Genomic DNA, 15,363 nt, shown 5'->3' with positions numbered 1-15,363 from the left:
AGATTAGCAAAAGCATTGCTATACACATTTTACCTTTTGTAGGGGAGGAGTTTTACGAAATGGCAAAGTACACAAGAGAAGATATCGTAAAATTAGTAAATGAGGAAAACGTAAAGTACATCCGTCTGCAATTTACAGACATTCTCGGAACAATTAAAAATGTTGAGATTCCTGTGAGCCAGTTAGAAAAAGCTCTCGATAACAAATGTATGTTTGATGGTTCATCTATTGAAGGGTTCGTACGTATTGAAGAATCAGATATGTACCTATATCCAGATCTAAACACATTTGTTATTTTCCCTTGGACAGCAGAAAAAGGTAAAGTTGCACGCTTTATTTGTGACATTTATAAGCCGGACGGGACGCCATTTGATGGAGACCCTCGTAACAACTTAAAGCGTGTCTTAAAGGAAATGGAAGAACTGGGATTTAGTGATTTCAACCTTGGACCTGAGCCAGAATTCTTCTTATTTAAATTAGATGAAAAAGGCGAGCCAACGCTTGAACTAAACGATAAAGGTGGATACTTTGACCTTGCACCAACAGATCTAGGCGAAAACTGCCGCCGTGATATCGTACTAGAGCTTGAAGAAATGGGCTTTGAAATTGAAGCATCTCACCACGAAGTAGCACCTGGTCAACATGAAATTGATTTCAAATATGCAGGCGCGATCCGTTCTTGTGATGACATTCAAACGTTCAAACTTGTTGTCAAAACCATTGCAAGAAAGCACGGTCTTCATGCGACATTTATGCCAAAACCATTGTTCGGTGTAAACGGATCTGGTATGCACTGTAACCTATCATTATTCAAAAATGGCAAAAACGCATTCTTTGATGAAAAAGCAGATTTACAATTAAGCGAGACGGCTAGACACTTTATCGCAGGGATCGTAAAGCATGCAACAAGCTTTACAGCGGTCACAAACCCTACGGTGAACTCTTACAAGCGTCTTGTACCTGGTTATGAAGCACCTTGCTATGTTGCATGGAGTGCACAGAACCGCAGCCCATTGATCCGTATCCCAGCATCACGCGGCATCAGCACACGTGTAGAAGTACGCAGCGTAGACCCATCTGCAAACCCATACCTTGCACTAAGCGTATTACTTGCAGCAGGTCTAGACGGAATCAAAAACAAACTAGACGCACCAGCGCCAATTGACAGAAACATCTATGTCATGGACAAAGAAGAGCGCCTTGAAAACGGCATCGCTGACCTTCCTGCAACACTTGCAGAAGCGCTAGAACTGCTGAAATCAAACGAAGTCATGATCAACGCACTAGGCGATCACTTATTCGAGCACTTCATCGAATCAAAAGAAATCGAATGGGATATGTTCCGCACCCAAGTACACCCATGGGAACGCGATCAGTATATGTCTCAGTATTAATAGAGAAAACCCCTTGGAACCAATGGTTTCAGGGGTTTTCTTTATTTTTTTGGTGTTGCTAATATTTTAATATGAAGATGCACTACCCGCAATTTACCCACAAAAAATGATAAAAAATTCACTCCATGAGGGTATGGATCCAGAACAGAAAGAATTCCCAAAAGATATGACCGATGTTGTTAAGCATCACATTGAAGGTGAATCTTACCGTAAGTTAGCCACAGAGCTTGAGATGTCATCCAGCGCAATAGTTGATTTGATCAATGACTACCGAGCAGCAGTTGCCCCGCTCGCTGAAACATGGTGGGACTGGAAGCAGGATCAAGCCAACGAAGCTGAACCGATTCAAAAGGCTGAAGAAGCAGCTGAAGACGAAAAGAGTTCAGATGATAGCGTTCCAGATGAATACGATCTTCCTAAAGTTGATCAAAAAGATGAGGAAGATGGGGCTACATAAGATGGCACGCAAACGCTCAAAACGGTGGTTCCTGCTTTATCGCATAGAGGATGGACAACGTGTTCACCTCTATGAACCACTTAAACAATATGAACAAGTCAGTAGGATTAAGAAAGGATGGAGGATTATCAGATGAAAAACAAATTTTTAGAAGGAGACTGGATAAAAGCATCAAGGAAAGGCAAAAGAGAACCACTTAACAAAGCAGGTTATGTACTTAAAGTAGATGAAGGTGACATTTTAGTAAGGTTTCTTAGTGGTAATACCTTGCTTGGTTGTTCCAAAGTCTTGGGCTGAAAATTTGGATGAGGATCTGACAGAAGTTGATCTGAGGGCTTTGATTGACCTGTCTTTAGATTTAAGGGACGAACACTTCTTTAGAATGTGTGTACGTGATTTGCAAGCTCTTCAGGGCAAATAAAGAGAACCAAAGCACAAGGCTCTAGCTATAATGAATCTCGATAATTCATTATAACATGGGATGCCTTGTGCATGAATAATCCTTACAAACATATAGACTCTAACATCTCAATTGATCAGCTTTTTGGAAAGGGAGAAGTAAAAGTCATTATCCTAGATGGCTATTCCTACGAAGCATTTTTAGCTGCAGCACCTATTTACGGGAAAACGGAAATCACTACACGTGACGGCCGGTTCACAAATTTAAATTACTCGAGTTCACACAAAATAAAATAGCAGGAGCTTCCTCCTGCAGGGAACAGTCAAAAATAAGTTAATTGCTAGTGATTATGAAATTATTAAAACAGGCATAGTGATTTGCAGCTATATATTTTAATACCAACCTTGATATTTACCTGTCCAAGTACCATCATCTTTTGTTGAAGCATTTACTTTTAGATATGAAACATAAGAAAGATCCTGCTTGTGTATTGGCTTTTAGATGAATAGTTTTCAGCTCAGCTTGAGGAGTTATTACCTTTTGACTAATGTTGCTGTCTGCATTAGAAGTTGAAGCGAATGCAGGAGATGCAGAAACAAGTAAAACAAAGGATAATGCGGAACAAGTTAAAACTTTTTTTAATCTCATTTAAAACACTCCCTTGTTTATTTTGACACACCTAATTATCCTATAATTTATAAAAAATACGAACGGTTTTCAGAGTTAGATAGATTATAAAAAAATTTTAATATGAACTTTCAAGGAGCTGAAACTCTATAAAGCCCTGAAGGTGCAGGAGAAAAATAGAAAAAAACAGGAGACAAATGGTGCAACAGGCCTGTTTCCTTATCTCAGAAACCAGGAAGTTTTAAATGGCTGAAGGTCCGGCAGATAGAAAGAGCGCTAGAAAACAGCCTAGATGAAATTGAGCAAGACATCATTCGGATGAAATACCTGACATCACGTGCGGTGAAGGATTTGGAGGTGTGTGAAGAACTGGGTCTGAAGAAAGACCGGTATTACAAATTGAAGAAGCAAGCGATGTTTAACCTTCCGACAGCACTAGGAATCATAGAGTGCTGTTTTTTATTTGCATTGCCGAGAAAAAACTGAGAAAAAGGGGGCCTTTTTTTCTATGAGGATCATCGTATGATAGAGACAAGCAAAACGAACGTGAATTGTCCGGAAGGAAGAACCTGAGGACGCTGATCATTGAGCACTTTAAGTGCCTTGATTGGTGTCCGCTTTTTTATTGGGAGACGCGCCTTTCCCTTATCAATGGCGTATCTGGATACGGAACAAAGGTGTTGAGGAATGTGGCCATACGAGAGGGACATTCTGAGCCTGATAGCAGCTGTATCGAGGACAGTTTTTCGAATCTGTCGAGAGGAAAGTCATGTGCAGCTGGACGGAACGATCATTCCTCTCAATGAAGAATTTGAGATACCAGGCAGCGGAGAGCGGTGTCTTTCCGAGAGATACAAATCTTTCTCCAAAAGAGCGAGTAAACTGTCAGGTTGGTCCTGTGATTGATCCTGTTATTCTAGGACTGTCAGCCGAGGAAAAAAGAGATTAGAAGAAAAATTTAATGAATTAATAATTTGAAACAAATCCTCCCTCCTTTCGTATAAAAAGAAAAGGGGAGAGATAAATGCAACTTATTCTTAGTATTATAAAAGATTATGGAGTAATTCTAGGATCTATATTAACAGTATTTCTTACGTCTATATTGGTAACGCAACGAAATGAAATTAAAAAAAATCGGAAAATTATAGCTGAAAGTCTTACAGGTTCTAGTGGTGCACTTTATATTTCTATGAAAAATATATTAAATAGAAGTAAAGTATCTGATTTATCAAGAGAATTAGATGCGTTTTTTGAGAAATATGCGAATGATCACGGTTCTATTGTTAAGTTAAAAGACAAACGTATCATCATACAATTTCTTGAATTAGAAGAGCTATATTATGATTATTTGCTAAATGAAAATAGCGAGAAGTTAGATGAATTTATGATAAAGTTCGTTGATTTAAAGAATGCAATAGAAAAAGTATTCTATGCGGAGCACAAAGTCGTTAATAAGGACATGTACTGGCATTTAATCGTTGAAAAAACAGAAAATATTTGGTTTAGGTTGTTTTTGAAATGCTATAAATTTATAAGCCACACGATTATTTTTTCTGTCACTTTAACTAGTTTTATGATGTATTTAATTATATCGGATAAGTTGTTTAAAAATTATTTCTATGAAAATATATATGATTTTGTTATAGATAGCTTTATGATTAGTGTTTTGTTTTTTTTACCTATTCTATTAATTAACTTAGCAATTCTCCTAAATGATGAGGAAAAATCGAATTGGTTATATAAATTCTTTAAATTTTTAATCCCCAATAAGTTAGTTTGGAAATTTCCGTTTTTAAGAAGGTTCACAGAAGGTGATGAAAAAGTAATGAATGAAAAAAGAGCCTCAAAAGAATATGAAAATAAGTACAAAGGACGCTTTACAATGAAAGGAGGTGAATAAATTGCCACGGGAATTGGTTAATGCAAAAATCACAAATGTTTCATACTTAGACAAGGCTGCTAATCAAAAGCAGTTCTTTTTTATGAAATCAGAAAAGCAGCCAGACTTTCAAAAAGAGATCAAGGTCATTGCCAAAGCTGATGATGCACAGCGTCTTGTGTACGGTATTGTATATGAACCAAACATAGCAGATGCACATGGAGATTACATGACACCAGAAGAAGAAGAAATTTAGAAAGCCGCTCACGGGTTCCTGAAGGATGCACGTGAGATCGACAAGCAGCATGATTTCCAAGGCGGTGTCGGGGAAGTCGTTGAATCGTACATTGCTCCCTCTGACTTTGAAATGGGCGATGAGATTATCAAGAAAGGATCGTGGGTCCTTGTCACAAAAGCATCTGATTAAATATGGGAACAGATTCAAAAGGGTGAGATCACCGGCTACTCAATGGCCGGAACAGCAGATATAGGTGAGCAAGAACGTGAGCCAACTTCTGATGAGAAAGGGCTTTTTTCTTTGCTCAAAAACTTCTTTTGAAGAATGAGAAGCCTGAGGCAGAAGTGAAAAAGGCAGGTAGAAAATTTTCTGCTGCCAATCTAAATGAGCTGAAAAATGCAAGAGCCGCTATTGACAATCTGTTGAATCAAACGGAAGAGAAGAAGGACGAAGAAATGAAAAAAAAGATCTGCAAAAGATGCTAGATGAAACAATTGCACCAGTCGTAAAACGTCTGGATGACCTTCAAAAGGGAGAAGGCGAAGATCAGCCTGATCCGCAAGAAAAACAAATTGATGAAGAGGTCGCAAAAAAAATGGCCGCAGCTGTAGAAAAGGCATTGGCTCCAGTTGTTGAAAAGAGTCGAAACCCTTGAAAAAGCACGTCGCTGTGGCCGTTTAGTTTTTCTTGTAGTAGGTCATGTTTGTAAAAGTGGATATATCTTCATCAATTGGTCTTTGAAGTTCCTCAAATGTCTCGTAAGTGTTCCGTATGTATTTCTCTCATTTTAATTTCCCTCAAACGACTCAATCGCCCGTTATCAATACAGAGTCCTACCCTTGGCGTGAAACTTTGGAATCTCACCATACCATTTGGACAGAGAAGCTTTCTTCTTGATTCAGCTCTTGAATGGCGAAATATCAATTTTCGTACGAACTTGACTTAGAACCGCCTCCTTTTGATCTCTACCAACTTTTCAAGAACGCATTCTCCGCACGCAAACGCTCATTTTCTTGTTCCAGCCGTTTGTTTTCCCACTGAATTTTTTCTTCAGGTGTCAGTTCTTCTTCAGTTTTGCGTTTCCCTCGGTTGTCTTTTAAAGCCGTTTTCTCCGCTTTCTTGATACTTTTTCACCCATTGATACACCTGTAGGGGAAACTTGAGGTGATCATAATTAACTCACATTTGACACTATTTATATAACCACCTAAAATTAATTTAGGTGGTTATAACTTATTGGAGGTATAAAAGACTATTGAATTATAAAGCGGTTGGTGGAGATTTGAGTTTAGATTTTATTAATACAGCTAACAATAGATACAATCAATTCTATCAAGAGTTGTGCATGGACACTTCTGCTTTAGTAAATTGGGCAAAAGAATCTACTCACTTTATTGATTTAAAAATTAAGGGCAGTGGAATTTCAATAGAAGAAATTCGATTACTACGAGATACAATGTTTAACATTTTGAATTCAATTCACCATAAAGAGGATGTAAGTAGGAAGGATATAATCTTATTTAACAAGTGGTTATATGAAGCACATAGAGGGATAGATATTTGCCAAAATGATGAAGAAAAAGTAAGCGTAAAACATCTAGATGGGCAAGGTGTCTTTATCATCCTTTATCCAATTGTTCGTTCCTTCTATCATCTACTGAAATCAAATCAAACAATCAAACAATGTAGTAGCACGAATTGTGATTGGTTTTTTATAGATAAGACTAAAAATCAAAATAAGCAATGGTGTTCAATGCAACTTTGTGGAAATCGTGAAAAGGCAAGGAAGTTTTACAAGAACAAAAAAATAGACATTGAAGGAGTTGAAAAATGGTAAAATTCAAGCTGTCAGAGACTTATCATTCAACCTATGGAAATGTAAAATATGCGGTGAGTGGAGAAGGACCTCCGTTAGTTTTGGTGCATGGAACTCCTTGGTCATCATTTAATTGGCGACATATAATCCCAGGTCTCAGCCAATGGTTTAAAGTTTACTATTACGACCTACTTGGGTACGGTAAATCAGAAAAAAAAGAAATGGATGTCTCTCTGGGTGTACAAAATAAAATCCTTAATGAGTTACTAGATCATTGGGGATTAAACAACCCCATTATAGTTGGGCACGACTTTGGTGGTACAACAGCATTGAGAGCACATCTGTTAAATAATCGCTCTTTTAAAAAGATGATATTAATAGATCCTGTTGCGATAGCTCCTTGGGGATCTGAATTCTTTTCACATGTGAATCATTATGAAAAGGCATTTCAAGGACTACCTGATTATATTCATGAATCTGTTATTTCTACTTATGTGCAAGGTGCTATGTTTAGGGAAATGGACACAGATACCCTAAAGGGCATTAAAGAACCTTGGTTAGGTCATGTAGGAAAAGAAGCTTTTTACAGACAAATCGCACAAGCCAGCCAGAAATATACAGATGAAATTGAGTCTCTCTACGACGAAGTGTGCGTTCCTACTTTAATCATCTGGGGAGAAGAAGATACTTGGATACCAATAGAGAAAGGAGAGCAATTATCTGGTAAAATCCCTGATGCGTCATATGTTACTATCTCAAATGCTGGTCATTTAGTTCAAGAAGACCAACCTAGTATTTTGTTAGCACATATACTTAAATATGCATTAGATTAATACTAGTTTAGAAGGTGCAGGGTCAAAGTGATTAAATAATCATGGTGATTTTTTAGAAGAAGGTCTCCATGTGGTAAAAAAATTTTAGGTTCACCAGTTTCTTTACAACGGTATTTGAAAATGAGTGCATGTGTTTGCAGGATATAACAACGATCCACGGAGTGATTCCTAGTGCAGTTACTAAACCTGAAAAAATAACAGTTGCATCAAGAGGCAGCTCTGTAATTGGTTAAAAAACGATAAAGTGGATTAAAGTGTCAGACTCCTTATGGTATTCTAGTAAAAGAATATGCCATAAAAGGAGTCTTTTTTATATGAAGATATTAGATGCTCCATCGCTACAATCAGCTATAGAAAAAAGGTCAAAGGCCTATCATGAGCTTCAAGAAGACATGAAACTTGTGAAAAAAGCATTAAAAAGTGTGTCGGGGTTAGGTGATGAATTTACTGGAAAAGGTGCAGACAATATTAAAGCCTTTTATGTGGATCTTGCGCTTTACACGGACACTTATCTTGATTTTATTGATATGCAAAAGTCTTTTTTAGATGGAGTAAAAGGGAAGCTTGATGATGAATCATTAGGCGGGAGTACTTTTATTGATGAGCACTTTTTAGACACTCAATTGAAACAAGGGATTCAGAACAATAAAGATATGGTCAAAGAACAAAAAGAGGCACTCTCGACCATTTTTGATGACATCAGTGATCTCATTGAGCTGAATGTATTTTCAAGTAAAGAAGTCAATGAACATTTAGACGATGCGAACAAAAAAAGAAAAGAGACGATTGATGTTTTACATAAAATAGACAATGATTTGAAAACAGAATACGCAAAGTCAGAAGCGATTGAGAATCACCTCAAAACTTTTTATGCAAAGATGATGGCTGCTACAGGAAAAGGAAAGAACGCTCAGCCAATGTATTATGATGCAAAAGCATTTCATAAGACAGATGTGTACAAGAACCATGATAAAATCGATGCTCAAGTGAAAGCATATTTAAAGGTGAAAAAAGAAGAAAAAGAGAAACGAAGAATCAAAGAACTGAAAGAAAAGCTCAATGATCCTTCGTGTATGTCAGAAGCGAAATACTTTGAGATTGTAGATGAGATAGGTTATGAGAATCTCTCATATGATCAAAAAATGTATTACAGCCAGCTTCTCCAAATCAAAGCACAGGAAGAAGCATCAAGTGTCTTTATTGATGGTGTAAAAGGCGCAGCAGTTGGTATATACGATGTGGCAAAAGACACAGTGACCGGAATATATGATCTTGTCACTGACCCTGGTGGGGCTGTAGAATCAGTTGTGACAGCTGTTTCTCATCCGATTGAAACATCGAAAGCGATTGGAAAATCAATTTCAGACTCATTCCAAAAAGAGGTCATTGAAGGTGATGCCTACTCAAGATCACACTGGTTTGCATATGCCGCAGGCTCTCTAGCAGAAATTGCTTTTGGTTCTAAAGGTGCAGGAGCCATGACAAAAACGGGAACAACTGCCGCTAAAACAACCGTTAAAAAAGGACTTGAACAAGGGGCAAAATCAATAGATAATGTCTCCATTCCGAATCTATTGCCGTACTCACCAAAGTTTCAAATAGCTGGTGGAGGGAAACTACCGTATAACGTTTTTGACGGGGAGAATATCAAAAATAAACTTCTTTCTATGGCAAAACGTTTAGATAATGATTCAGGCTATGGAATCTCCAAAACGGGAAGGCGATTACCAGCACCGAAATCACCACCGACCGTCGTCAAATACGGAGATCATTATGTAAGGTGGAAACGCAAAAAAGTATTAAAACCGAATGTCGTTTATGCAACTAAACAAGGCTACACCTACACAACGGATCACTATGGCCGCATTGTCAAAGTTGAAGCAAGTGATTTAAAATACGGAGAGGTTAAAAGAAACCAATACGCCCAATCCAATTCAGGCAAGCCGGATCGATTACTAGATGATGATGGAGGTCATTTAATCGCATCTATTTTTAAAGGTTCTGGGGATATTGATAACCTACTTCCGATGAATTCACAGATTAATCGTAGTGGCGGGAAATGGTATGAGATGGAACAGAAGTGGAAAAAAGCATTAATGGCTGACCCTCCAAAGCATGTAGAGGTTAAAATCGAACCTGTCTATAAGAATGATTCATTAAGACCTGCAGAATTTCTTGTAGAATATAAAATCGGAGAGCAAAAGAGATTTAGAACTATTAAAAATAAACTAGGAGGTTGAAGCATGGAAAAAATAGAAGAAAACTATAAAGAAATAGCAGAAATAATAAATGAAATGATTCCTGTGGAATGGGATAAAGTTTGGATGTATGCAGAAATCGTTGATGATTCGTCAGAAGTGAACTTTTATTTCTGCAACCTAGGTAATGAAGAATTGATATATGGTCATAATATTCCTGAAAATTACAGTGTTAGCAACACTATTTATAAACAGCTATTATTAAAACTTCTCCATTCTTTTGAAGACTTGAAAAAGAAATATGTAAAAAGCGGATTAGGAGATTGGACGACAGCAATTTTAAAGCTGGAGCAACCAGGGAAATTCTCGATTGAGTATGGGTACGAAGATATTTATTCATTAGGAATTGATGGGGATCAAAGAATAGCAGTTTGGGAATATGACACGTTTGGATTTTTACCCGACGATGAGGACGATAAAGAAGCTGTCCTGAATTATTTAAAAAATAAAGAAGAAAACAACAATTAGCTCTTTACCCTCCAAATTAAGGAGGGTTTTTGTATACCTGTATTTACAATTTTCATAAGAATATCTCATTTCCCTTTATCTAAACCGATAAATCGTCACTTCACAATCACCAAGTACCTCTTCAATCATATCTTCGACAATCGTCCAGTCGCCGCCCGCCAATCCGCAGCCGATCCCATAAGGAATGGCGATGGAAGTTCGGTTTTTCTCTTCCAGTGAATGTGTCACTGTTTCCTTTAGGCTTTGAAAGCAGCTGCGTAAGGCGTCGTAGTCGGTTTGCTTTCTTTTTCTTCCGTACCCGGCTTGTGCAAAAAAGTTGGCAATGGTTTTTCCGTCGCTTGTTGTGATGAGTTGAACAGAGCTCAACAAGTCATCTCCTTGTTCTGTACATAATTGTTTGTAATCTTTGTACACATTCGGATATTTGCTTTTGATCTGTTTGGCTAATCCAGCTCCCATGACCCCTTTACAGTTCACCTGGTGACAGATGATGTCTTCACTTGCCTCTAAGATGTTGCCATCCACCGTTTTGATCATATCAATTAACCCCTTTCTGATAAAATAGAAACTTATGTTCTATTTTATCAGTTGTGATCATGTTATTTAATAGCCAAAATGTTTTTGATGAGTTTAGTTGAAGAAACAGTGAGGAGTCGTTTATGAATCAATTAGAAACGAATCGGTTAATTCTTAGACCGTTTCGCGATGAAGATGCGGCAGGAATGCTTGAGTACTTGTCTCATCCAAGAGTAAATTGTTTTCTCGATGATCGAATCTCTACATTAGAGGAAGCTGCCGATAAGGTACAAAAGAGAAAAGAAGATCATTCATATGTAGCAGTTTGTTTAAAAGAAAGTCAACAGATTATCGGTGAGTTGTTTCATTTGAAGGAGGAGCCTGACACGTATTCAATTGGCTGGAATTTCAATGCAGCATATGAAGGGAAGGGATATGCGCGTGAGAGTGCTGAAGCTCTCTTGTCCTATTTATTTGAGGACAAGGGGGCGAGGCGGCTTTATGCATACGTAGAGGATGATAATGACCGCTCACAAACATTATGTGAGCGATTAGGGATGCGGAAAGAAGGCCTTTTTCTTGAGTTTATTTCATTTACTACATATGAGGATGGCACACCTAAATATGAAAACACCTATCAATATGCTTTGCTGAAAAAGGAATGGGAGCAAAATCACTCTCAATAGATCCTGTTATGAAAAGGATGAGGGTTTTCTGATTGATGTTCAGGTGACAACGACGTGACAAAAATGTGATATGTTTCCTCAGTTTTGTTCGTTCGATCGATGGAGCAGGCATCTCATTTCAATTATCCTTGTCATAAATCGAGTAAAAAGGGATGAAATGAGATGCAGGAGTATAATGAACGTTTGTTTAGGTGGGTGAATCAGCTCAGTATCGATCATGGTCACTTGAATCCGATATTCATTGGATTAGCTGAATATACTGTGCTGTTAGTAGCGCTCATGTGTCTATTCATATGGTTTCGAAATCGAAGCGAAAAAAATAGGAAGATGATCATATCTGCCGGACTTACCTTCATATTGGCAGAGTTACTTGGGAAAGTCGCTGGGGCCTTTTATTTCAATCAGCAGCCCTTTGCAGAAATGAGTCACGTCAATCTTCTGATCCATAAGGAAGTGAATAACTCTTTTCCGAGTGATCACACAATTTTTATCTTTTCTATTTGCCTGATCTTTTGGCTGTTTCACAAACGCCATATTTATTGGCTGATCATTGCCTGTACTGTTGGATTTTCAAGAATTTGGGTAGGTGTTCATTATCCATTTGATGTCTTAGTAGGTGCTGTCATAGCATGTTTAACAGCGGTCGCTGTTATTGGTTTGCCGATATTCCAAAGGGGTGTTGATACCATCTTGGCCTGTTATGAATGGATTGAACAGAAATGTGTAAGGAAGAGAAGCAAATAAAATGTAAGGTGTAGTAAAACACCCCGATCTGTTATCGACTCAGATCGGGGTGTTGATTATTTTCGCCAAAACGTTGGACAAATCGCTTTGTCTTCAATATTAAATTCAATGATTTTTTTTAGTAGAGGATAATCAATGGGGAAGCTTTCTTTCATGCGAAACATCTTTTTTCCATGATCATAACCAGCTTGTACAATTTCAGCTGAAAAGTGATCAATTCCTTTTCCTTCTGGTGCGACAGAAATGTGATGTTTTGCAACACTAAACCCAATAATAAACGTCCCGTGATCTGTGAACATGGGCTGATTCCATGCAATTCTTGGCTCTAATTGAGGAAATGTGTCTTCAATCCATTGTAAGATGTCTTGAGTGCGCTGCTTTAGCTCTGGGTTACCAATGTTGCTTACATATTCTTCAAACACATGCATGATTTTTTATCCTCCATTTCCATCGACCTCATAAGCCTCAGACGGGATTCAAACCCGCACTCCTTTCGTAACTTCCCTACGGAATTTCACTGACTGCTTTGCGACCCGCCAGCTACAATTTGTTTTACGGTCTCTATCCTTCTAGAGCTACTGAGGCACTGAAGTTCTTGATCATATTATATAGAGAAACAAGATAAATGAAAAGATGAGCTCACGATTGATGGCCACAAGCGGTGATCTAAAGACCAATCGCACAAAATAGTCAAACGCACATATGATAAAAGACCATATGGATTTGTATACAGCATTGAATTGGGCTGATGGAAAGTGACAAACCTGCTGATGAGTAAACTGAAAGAGGTAAACAATAAAACAAAGAACGAAGGCTTTACTCACAAACGTTCAATGAGTTCTCCTTTTTTGCTCATCATGGAAGACGGGGAACCTTTCTATTCATGGGTGTTCTTTGAAAAAAGTGTGTTTAAGACTTGCTATTTTTCTTTGATTTCTATCAATGAAGAACAGAATTGTGTGGTTTTAGAACTCCTTGTACCGTGCTGCATGAGATCGGCGTGCTGCCAGAAAGTCTTGTATCGATCCAGTTCAAGAATTCTTGTGGATCTGTCTTTTTTATGCGGAATGAGTGAAGTAGAACTGCCCGTATATGACGCTCTCATTCTAAAGAATATAGAACCTCACCACATCCTTCTTTGTTTTTCAACATCACTCAGTTCGTTTGAAATATGGCGTAATGAAACAAAGTTACTGAATACGGCAACAGTTGTTTTGCATCATCAAGATGATCAGGATGTGCCAATCTCTGTGAGGATTCAAACGAAAAAAGCATGTCATGACATATGTGTCCAAAAAGGAGAAAGTCGAGCGATTACTGTGAAAGATATGATGTTGATTTTAAAGAAACAAGCCACTAAAAAAGTGAAAGCGCGATTAGACATACAATTAAACATGGTACAAACGAAAAAAATAAAGCTTTAAGTCTGGGATAATCGCACAATCTTCGAAGATCACTAGATCATAGTCTATCAAGAATAGATTGAGGAGGGTTAAAATGGCTATTTTAGGCGGATGTAATAATGAGCAAACAGGCTTTGTGAATGATGCAGTATGCTTCACAGTCGATTTAGCAGCAGCAGCGGATGCAGTTGTAGTCTGGACAGATGGAACACCATTTGTCATAAACGGGACCATTATGGTGGAAAACAACGGGATCGTGGCTGTAGCACCTACTGTTACGTTAGAGGTAAATGGGGTTGCCGTTCCAGATTTCACAGTACCTCCAGGTGAGAGTCGATCCATTACGCTCAATGATATTAACTCAATTGGGATTGTAGGCACTGGTGGAACCTCAACTGGAAATATTGTAGTTTCTTTCTCTCTAAATTATCAGTATTAGAGTGTATGTCTTGATTATTCCACAGTTTGAAAGTAGTGAGAGGCATGTGCGCCCAACTTAATATGTGTGGAGGAATAACAGGCCCAACCGGCCCGACTGGCGCAACAGGAAACACGGGTACAAGTGGTCCGACTGGTGCAACAGGAAACACGGGTTCGACTGGTGCGACCGGCGCAACAGGAAACACGGGCACAAGTGGTCCGACCGGCGCAACAGGAATAACGGGCTCAACAGGCTTTACTGGTGTAACGGGAAACACGGGCACAAGTGGTCCGACTGGTGCAACAGGAAACACGGGTTCGACTGGTGCGACCGGCGCAACAGGAATAACAGGCTCAACCGGCCTGACCGGCGCAACGGGAATCACAGGCCCAACAGGCCCGACCGGCGTAACAGGAATAACGGGCTCAACAGGCTTTACTGGTGTAACGGGAAACACGGGTACAAGTGGTCCGACCGGAGCAACAGGAAACACGGGCCCAACCGGCCCGACCGGCGCAACAGGAAACACGGGCACAAGTGGTCCGACTGGCGCAACGGGAATCACAGGCCCAACTGGCCCGACCGGCGCAACAGGAAACACGGGCACAAGTGGTTCAACTGGTTCAACAGGAAACACGGGTTCGACTGGTGCGACCGGCGCAACAGGAATCACAGGATCGACCGGTCCGACTGGTGCAACGGGAATCGCAGGCTCAACCGGCGCAACGGGAAACACGGGCCCAACCGGTCCGACTGGAGTAACTGGTGCAACGGGTCCAACCGGTACAAGTTTAACCGCTAATGCGATGTATGCGTCCAATACGTCAGGAAGTACAGTACTAGTTGTATTAGGTGGAACAGCTGTTTCCTTGCCTAATAATCAAAGTTTAGATGGATTTACAGCAAGTGGTGGAAATACGGTCTTTACTGTGCCTGTTTCAGGTCGTTATTTCATTACGTATCAAGTCAATACAAGTGCAGCACTGCTTGCTGGAACGAGGGTGATTAACAACGGGACACCAATAGCAGGATCTATTTTAACACCCTCTTTATCTGCGTCTAGCTACAACGTATCTCTCATCACAACACTTGCAGCAGGTAACCAAATTTCTCTCCAAATATTTGGATTGATCGCAACAGTTGTCTTACTTGGCGGAGGATCGGTTGGAGCGGCATTAACCATCATACGTTTGGAATAAGTACAAAAAAAGCCCAACAAGGGC

Annotated in this window: 17 protein-coding genes, 1 tRNA gene and 3 pseudogenes; 17 read left to right on the top strand and 4 right to left on the bottom strand. The window is 39.1% G+C overall.

Features of this window, described 5'->3' with window-relative positions:
* The first annotated feature begins 59 nt into the window (after positions 1–59).
* The 4 genes from glnA (at position 60) to BA70_RS15665 (ending at position 2,547) form a co-directional block, all read left to right on the top strand.
* On the top strand, positions 60–1,394 hold the full coding sequence (gene glnA, locus BA70_RS15675) for a type I glutamate--ammonia ligase (protein ID WP_034324180.1): 1,335 nt from the start codon (positions 60–62) through the stop codon (positions 1,392–1,394).
* A gap of 133 nt (positions 1,395–1,527) precedes the next feature.
* A complete protein-coding gene (locus BA70_RS15670) occupies positions 1,528–1,851 on the top strand; it encodes a helix-turn-helix domain containing protein (RefSeq protein ID WP_239646687.1) in 324 nt (107 codons plus the stop codon).
* A 132-nt stretch (positions 1,852–1,983) separates the two neighbouring features.
* Positions 1,984–2,148 (top strand): hypothetical protein, encoded by a 165-nt coding sequence (locus tag BA70_RS20655; RefSeq protein WP_239646686.1) that lies wholly within the window; start codon positions 1,984–1,986, stop codon positions 2,146–2,148.
* Positions 2,149–2,343: 195 nt separating this feature from the next.
* Positions 2,344–2,547 (top strand): XtrA/YqaO family protein, encoded by a 204-nt coding sequence (locus tag BA70_RS15665; RefSeq protein ID WP_034324179.1) that lies wholly within the window; start codon positions 2,344–2,346, stop codon positions 2,545–2,547.
* A 96-nt stretch (positions 2,548–2,643) separates the two neighbouring features.
* On the opposite strand, the pseudogene BA70_RS19670 reads toward BA70_RS15665, so the two are convergent.
* Positions 2,644–2,899 (bottom strand): annotated as a pseudogene (locus BA70_RS19670) (LCI family antimicrobial peptide).
* Between the two features lie 228 nt (positions 2,900–3,127).
* On the opposite strand from BA70_RS19670, the gene BA70_RS20650 reads away from it, so the two are divergent.
* The 8 genes and pseudogenes from BA70_RS20650 to BA70_RS15630 all read left to right on the top strand — a co-directional run bounded on the left by BA70_RS20650 (position 3,128) and on the right by BA70_RS15630 (position 10,370).
* The gene (locus tag BA70_RS20650; protein ID WP_338058960.1) at positions 3,128–3,364 is read left to right on the top strand and encodes an ArpU family phage packaging/lysis transcriptional regulator; all 237 of its coding nucleotides are present in this window, start codon (positions 3,128–3,130) and stop codon (positions 3,362–3,364) included.
* Positions 3,365–3,640: 276 nt separating this feature from the next.
* Positions 3,641–3,827: pseudogene (locus tag BA70_RS15660) on the top strand (hypothetical protein); the annotation flags it as partial.
* A gap of 75 nt (positions 3,828–3,902) precedes the next feature.
* On the top strand, positions 3,903–4,778 hold the full coding sequence (locus BA70_RS15655; protein ID WP_034324176.1) for a hypothetical protein: 876 nt from the start codon (positions 3,903–3,905) through the stop codon (positions 4,776–4,778).
* Position 4,779: 1 nt separating this feature from the next.
* Positions 4,780–5,786, top strand: a pseudogene (locus tag BA70_RS20645) (XkdF-like putative serine protease domain-containing protein).
* A gap of 464 nt (positions 5,787–6,250) precedes the next feature.
* On the top strand, positions 6,251–6,832 hold the full coding sequence (locus BA70_RS19135; protein ID WP_051691172.1) for a CGNR zinc finger domain-containing protein: 582 nt from the start codon (positions 6,251–6,253) through the stop codon (positions 6,830–6,832).
* Positions 6,826–7,644 (top strand): alpha/beta fold hydrolase, encoded by an 819-nt coding sequence (locus tag BA70_RS15640; RefSeq protein ID WP_034324175.1) that lies wholly within the window; start codon positions 6,826–6,828, stop codon positions 7,642–7,644. The genes BA70_RS19135 and BA70_RS15640 overlap by 7 nt, the downstream gene beginning before the upstream one ends.
* Before the next feature lie 314 nt (positions 7,645–7,958).
* Positions 7,959–9,884 (top strand): T7SS effector LXG polymorphic toxin, encoded by a 1,926-nt coding sequence (locus tag BA70_RS15635; RefSeq protein WP_034324173.1) that lies wholly within the window; start codon positions 7,959–7,961, stop codon positions 9,882–9,884.
* Positions 9,885–9,887: 3 nt separating this feature from the next.
* Positions 9,888–10,370, top strand: a complete 483-nt coding sequence (locus BA70_RS15630; protein ID WP_034324170.1) for a TIGR01741 family protein — start codon at positions 9,888–9,890, stop codon at positions 10,368–10,370.
* Positions 10,371–10,445: 75 nt separating this feature from the next.
* On the opposite strand, the gene BA70_RS15625 is transcribed toward BA70_RS15630, so the two are convergent.
* On the bottom strand, positions 10,446–10,907 hold the full coding sequence (locus tag BA70_RS15625) for a macro domain-containing protein (protein WP_034324167.1): 462 nt from the start codon (positions 10,905–10,907) through the stop codon (positions 10,446–10,448).
* Between the two features lie 122 nt (positions 10,908–11,029).
* Between BA70_RS15625 and BA70_RS15620 the strand changes: the two genes are divergently transcribed.
* Entirely contained in the window at positions 11,030–11,572 is a 543-nt protein-coding gene (locus BA70_RS15620) for a GNAT family N-acetyltransferase (RefSeq protein ID WP_034324165.1), read from the top strand.
* A gap of 162 nt (positions 11,573–11,734) precedes the next feature.
* Entirely contained in the window at positions 11,735–12,316 is a 582-nt protein-coding gene (locus tag BA70_RS15615; RefSeq protein ID WP_034324162.1) for an undecaprenyl-diphosphatase, read from the top strand.
* Between the two features lie 56 nt (positions 12,317–12,372).
* On the opposite strand, the gene BA70_RS15610 is transcribed toward BA70_RS15615, so the two are convergent.
* Together BA70_RS15610 and BA70_RS20045 are read right to left on the bottom strand one after the other, a co-directional pair.
* Positions 12,373–12,744 carry an iron chaperone gene (locus BA70_RS15610; protein ID WP_034324160.1) on the bottom strand — a complete coding sequence of 124 codons (372 nt, stop codon included), beginning with the start codon at positions 12,742–12,744 and terminating at the stop codon, positions 12,373–12,375.
* Between the two features lie 33 nt (positions 12,745–12,777).
* A tRNA-OTHER gene (locus BA70_RS20045) sits at positions 12,778–12,901 on the bottom strand.
* A 185-nt stretch (positions 12,902–13,086) separates the two neighbouring features.
* Here BA70_RS20045 and BA70_RS15605 point away from each other — a divergent pair.
* The 3 genes from BA70_RS15605 (at position 13,087) to BA70_RS15595 (ending at position 15,339) form a co-directional block, all read left to right on the top strand.
* Positions 13,087–13,740 (top strand): CotZ-related putative spore coat protein, encoded by a 654-nt coding sequence (locus tag BA70_RS15605; RefSeq protein ID WP_034324158.1) that lies wholly within the window; start codon positions 13,087–13,089, stop codon positions 13,738–13,740.
* A 73-nt stretch (positions 13,741–13,813) separates the two neighbouring features.
* Entirely contained in the window at positions 13,814–14,158 is a 345-nt protein-coding gene (locus BA70_RS15600) for a DUF3992 domain-containing protein (RefSeq protein WP_034324156.1), read from the top strand.
* Between the two features lie 44 nt (positions 14,159–14,202).
* Complete coding sequence (locus BA70_RS15595; protein ID WP_034324154.1) at positions 14,203–15,339, top strand: BclA C-terminal domain-containing protein; 1,137 nt, start codon at positions 14,203–14,205, stop codon at positions 15,337–15,339.
* Positions 15,340–15,363: the final 24 nt, after the last annotated feature.

Origin of the sequence: Bacillus zhangzhouensis (assembly GCF_000715205.1) — a bacterium.
Classification (GTDB): domain Bacteria; phylum Bacillota; class Bacilli; order Bacillales; family Bacillaceae; genus Bacillus; species Bacillus zhangzhouensis.
This window is presented reverse-complemented; position numbering and strand designations above follow the sequence as displayed.

What these genes read in the sequence shown, in the direction of transcription:
- BA70_RS15625 (WP_034324167.1), bottom strand. Translation starts at nt 10,907, where the DNA reads ATGATCAAAACGGTGGATGGCAACATCTTAGAGGCAAGTGAAGACATC.
- BA70_RS15630 (WP_034324170.1), top strand. Translation starts at nt 9,888, where the DNA reads ATGGAAAAAATAGAAGAAAACTATAAAGAAATAGCAGAAATAATAAAT.
- BA70_RS15640 (WP_034324175.1), top strand. Translation starts at nt 6,826, where the DNA reads ATGGTAAAATTCAAGCTGTCAGAGACTTATCATTCAACCTATGGAAAT.
- BA70_RS15595 (WP_034324154.1), top strand. Translation starts at nt 14,203, where the DNA reads ATGTGCGCCCAACTTAATATGTGTGGAGGAATAACAGGCCCAACCGGC.
- BA70_RS15635 (WP_034324173.1), top strand. Translation starts at nt 7,959, where the DNA reads ATGAAGATATTAGATGCTCCATCGCTACAATCAGCTATAGAAAAAAGG.
- BA70_RS15620 (WP_034324165.1), top strand. Translation starts at nt 11,030, where the DNA reads ATGAATCAATTAGAAACGAATCGGTTAATTCTTAGACCGTTTCGCGAT.
- BA70_RS15610 (WP_034324160.1), bottom strand. Translation starts at nt 12,744, where the DNA reads ATGCATGTGTTTGAAGAATATGTAAGCAACATTGGTAACCCAGAGCTA.
- glnA (WP_034324180.1), top strand. Translation starts at nt 60, where the DNA reads ATGGCAAAGTACACAAGAGAAGATATCGTAAAATTAGTAAATGAGGAA.
- BA70_RS15615 (WP_034324162.1), top strand. Translation starts at nt 11,735, where the DNA reads ATGCAGGAGTATAATGAACGTTTGTTTAGGTGGGTGAATCAGCTCAGT.
- BA70_RS15600 (WP_034324156.1), top strand. Translation starts at nt 13,814, where the DNA reads ATGGCTATTTTAGGCGGATGTAATAATGAGCAAACAGGCTTTGTGAAT.
- BA70_RS15605 (WP_034324158.1), top strand. Translation starts at nt 13,087, where the DNA reads ATGAGTAAACTGAAAGAGGTAAACAATAAAACAAAGAACGAAGGCTTT.
- BA70_RS15665 (WP_034324179.1), top strand. Translation starts at nt 2,344, where the DNA reads ATGAATAATCCTTACAAACATATAGACTCTAACATCTCAATTGATCAG.
- BA70_RS15670 (WP_239646687.1), top strand. Translation starts at nt 1,528, where the DNA reads ATGGATCCAGAACAGAAAGAATTCCCAAAAGATATGACCGATGTTGTT.
- BA70_RS15655 (WP_034324176.1), top strand. Translation starts at nt 3,903, where the DNA reads ATGCAACTTATTCTTAGTATTATAAAAGATTATGGAGTAATTCTAGGA.
- BA70_RS20655 (WP_239646686.1), top strand. Translation starts at nt 1,984, where the DNA reads ATGAAAAACAAATTTTTAGAAGGAGACTGGATAAAAGCATCAAGGAAA.